This window comes from Flavobacterium sp., from assembly GCF_013822155.1.
Classification (GTDB): Bacteria; Bacteroidota; Bacteroidia; order Flavobacteriales; family Flavobacteriaceae; genus Flavobacterium.
This window is the reverse complement of the sequence record NZ_PNJW01000169.1, coordinates 1-1424: the sequence shown is the minus strand read 5'-3', so window position 1 is coordinate 1424 and position 1424 is coordinate 1. Positions and strand designations below refer to the sequence as shown.

Below are 1424 nucleotides of genomic sequence, written 5' to 3'. Positions count from 1 at the left end.
CCGGCTTATCAGTTGTAATGGCGTCAAAACCATTCACAACTCTAAAACGCTGACCCGGGGTAATAGGTTTTAATTTTCTAACTGACATTTCTTACTTAGATATTGTTATAAAAATCAATTGTTTCTCCTTCTTGTACTTCCACAATTGCTTTTTTGTAAGCATTTGATTTAGCACTTATCATTCCACTTTTAGTGTATTTCACAGATCTGTCTGGTCTAACATTCATAGTGTTGATAGCAACTATTTTCACACCATAAGCAGCTTCCACCGCATTTCTGATTTGAATTTTGTTTGCTTTTCTATCCACTACAAAACCATAACGATTGTTTAATTCACTTTGCTTCGTGATTTTTTCAGTTATGATAGGTTTAATTATGATACTCATGGCCTATTATTTACTTAAATTTTCTTCAATTCCTTCTAAAGAACTTTCCATAAGCACTAATTTATTTGTGTTTAAAATAGCATAAGTACTTAATTCTGAGTTAGTTACAACTCTTGAGCCCTTTAAATTGCGTGACGACAAATATACATTTTTATTTGAATCACCCAACACAAATAGCGATTTTTTATTTTCTAAACCTAAGGCTTTCAGAACTGTAATAAAATTCTTAGTGCTTGGAGTGTCGAAATTGAAATCTTCTACTACTACTAATTCAGAGTCTTTTACTTTTTGAGAGAAAGCTGATTTACGAGCTAATCTTTTTAAAGTTTTGTTCAATTTGAAAGAATAGCTTCTTGGTCTAGGACCGAAAACTGTACCTCCTCCTTTGAACAAAGGATTCTTAATACTACCGGCACGGGCAGTACCAGTACCTTTTTGTTTTTTAATCTTACGAGTACTTCCTGTTACTTCAGCTCTTTCTTTTGCTTTGTGAGTACCTTGTCTTTGATTAGCAAGATATTGTTTCACATCAAGATAGATAGCATGATTGTTAGGCTCGATAGCGAAAACAGCGTCAGAAAGTTGAACTTTTCTACCTGTTTCTTTTCCGTTGATATCTAAAACTTTTACTTCCATTACTTCTGAATGATTACATAAGAGTTTTTGTGTCCAGGAACACATCCTTTAACAAGAAGTAGATTTTTATCGGCTACTACTTTTAAAACTCTAAGGTTTTGAATTGTTACATTATCTCCTCCCATTCTTCCAGCCATACGCATTCCTTTGAATACTCTAGATGGATAAGAAGAAGCTCCTACAGAACCTGGTGCTCTTAATCGGTTATGTTGACCGTGGGTAGCTTGTCCAACACCACCAAAACCGTGACGTTTAACAACCCCTTGGAAACCTTTACCTTTTGATACACCTTGTACATCAACAAATTCTCCTTCGCTGAATAGATCTACGGTGATTAAATCACCTAATTTATACTCCGTTTCAAATTCTTGGAATTCAACGACTTTTTTCTTAGCAGAAGTT

At 34.3% G+C, this 1424-nt stretch carries 3 protein-coding genes and 1 pseudogene; all 4 read right to left on the bottom strand.

Annotation, left to right across the window (positions count from 1 at the left end; all coding sequences use genetic code 11):
- A pseudogene (rplB, locus tag C0512_RS15660) lies at positions 1 to 88 on the bottom strand (50S ribosomal protein L2); the annotation flags it as partial.
- 7 nt (positions 89 to 95) lie between these two features.
- Entirely contained in the window at positions 96 to 386 is a 291-nt protein-coding gene (rplW, locus tag C0512_RS15655) for a 50S ribosomal protein L23 (protein WP_290863252.1), read from the bottom strand.
- A gap of 6 nt (positions 387 to 392) precedes the next feature.
- Positions 393 to 1022, bottom strand: a complete 630-nt coding sequence (gene rplD / locus C0512_RS15650; RefSeq protein ID WP_290863250.1) for a 50S ribosomal protein L4 — start codon at positions 1020 to 1022, stop codon at positions 393 to 395.
- Positions 1022 to 1424, bottom strand: a 403-nt coding sequence (gene rplC / locus C0512_RS15645) for a 50S ribosomal protein L3 (protein ID WP_290863248.1), incomplete at its 5' end; no start/stop codon positions are given. The genes rplD and rplC, both read right to left, overlap by 1 nt.